This window comes from Rugamonas rivuli (genome assembly GCF_009380165.1).
GTDB classification, from domain to species: Bacteria; Pseudomonadota; Gammaproteobacteria; order Burkholderiales; family Burkholderiaceae_D; genus Rugamonas; species Rugamonas rivuli.
The window spans coordinates 1-1,731 of sequence record NZ_WHUF01000019.1 but is presented as its reverse complement, the minus strand read 5'-3'; the positions used below and the strand labels follow the sequence as shown (position 1 = coordinate 1,731).

The 1,731-nt window shown below is 51.8% G+C and carries 1 rRNA gene; it reads right to left on the bottom strand.

What is annotated here, in order from left to right:
- Positions 1–25 precede the first annotated feature (25 nt).
- Positions 26–1,731: ribosomal RNA gene (locus GEV01_RS30540) — 23S ribosomal RNA — on the bottom strand; the annotation flags it as partial.

The following is a 1,731-nucleotide window of genomic DNA, read 5'->3' as shown; positions in this document are numbered from 1 at the left end:
ATTCACCATAACCTGCTAAGGTTATAGGGACAAGCCGTACGGGCAATTAGTATCAGTTAGCTTAATGCATTACTGCACTTCCACACCTGACCTATCAACGTCCTGGTCTCGAACGACCCTTCAAAGAGCTCAAGGCTCTGGGAAATCTCATCTTAAGGCAAGTTTCCCGCTTAGATGCTTTCAGCGGTTATCTCTTCCAGACTTAGCTACCCGGCAATGCCACTGGCGTGACAACCGGTACACCAGAGGTCTGTCCACTCCGGTCCTCTCGTACTAGGAGCAGCCCCCTTCAAATTTCCAACGCCCACGGCAGATAGGGACCAAACTGTCTCACGACGTTTTAAACCCAGCTCACGTACCACTTTAAATGGCGAACAGCCATACCCTTGGGACCGGCTACAGCCCCAGGATGTGATGAGCCGACATCGAGGTGCCAAACTCCCCCGTCGATATGAACTCTTGGGAGGAATCAGCCTGTTATCCCCAGAGTACCTTTTATCCGTTGAGCGATGGCCCTTCCATACAGAACCACCGGATCACTATGTCCTACTTTCGTACCTGCTCGACTTGTCAGTCTCGCAGTTAAGCACGCTTATGCCATTGCACTATTAGCACGATGTCCGACCGTACCTAGCGTACCTTCGAACTCCTCCGTTACACTTTAGGAGGAGACCGCCCCAGTCAAACTGCCTACCATGCACTGTCCCCGACCCGGATAACGGGCCAAGGTTAGAACCTCAAATGAACCAGGGTGGTATTTCAAGGATGGCTCCACGAGAACTGGCGTCCCCGCTTCAAAGCCTCCCACCTATCCTACACAGATTGATTCAAAGTCCAATGCAAAGCTACAGTAAAGGTTCATGGGGTCTTTCCGTCTAGCCGCGGGTAGATTGCATCATCACAAACACTTCAACTTCGCTGAGTCTCGGGAGGAGACAGTGTGGCCATCGTTACGCCATTCGTGCAGGTCGGAACTTACCCGACAAGGAATTTCGCTACCTTAGGACCGTTATAGTTACGGCCGCCGTTTACTGGGACTTCAATCAAGAGCTTGCACCCCATCATTTAATCTTCCAGCACCGGGCAGGCGTCACACCCTATACGTCCACTTTCGTGTTTGCAGAGTGCTGTGTTTTTATTAAACAGTCGCAGCCACCAGTTTATTGCAACCCGTTCGCCCTACTGAAGTAAATCAGCCAAGCTACAAGGGCGTACCTTTTCCCGAAGTTACGGTACCAATTTGCCGAGTTCCTTCTCCCGAGTTCTCTCAAGCGCCTTAGAATACTCATCTCGCCCACCTGTGTCGGTTTGCGGTACGGTCTCGTATGACTGAAGCTTAGAGGCTTTTCTTGGAACCACTTCCGATTGCTTCAGCACCTAAATGCCTCGTCCCGATCCCTTGAATTCCGCGCCCGGATTTGCCTAAGCGCCTTCTATGAACCAGAAACTGACTATTCCAACAGTCAGACAACCTTCCGCGATCCGTCCCCCCATCGCATCATACGACGGTGCAGGAATATTAACCTGCTTCCCATCAGCTACGCATCTCTGCCTCGCCTTAGGGGCCGACTCACCCTGCTCCGATGAACGTTGAACAGGAAACCTTGGGCTTACGGCGTGGGGGCTTTTCACCCCCATTATCGCTACTCATGTCAGCATTCGCACTTCTGATACCTCCAGCATCCTTTACAAGACACCTTCGCAGGCTTACAGAACGCTCTCCTACCATAT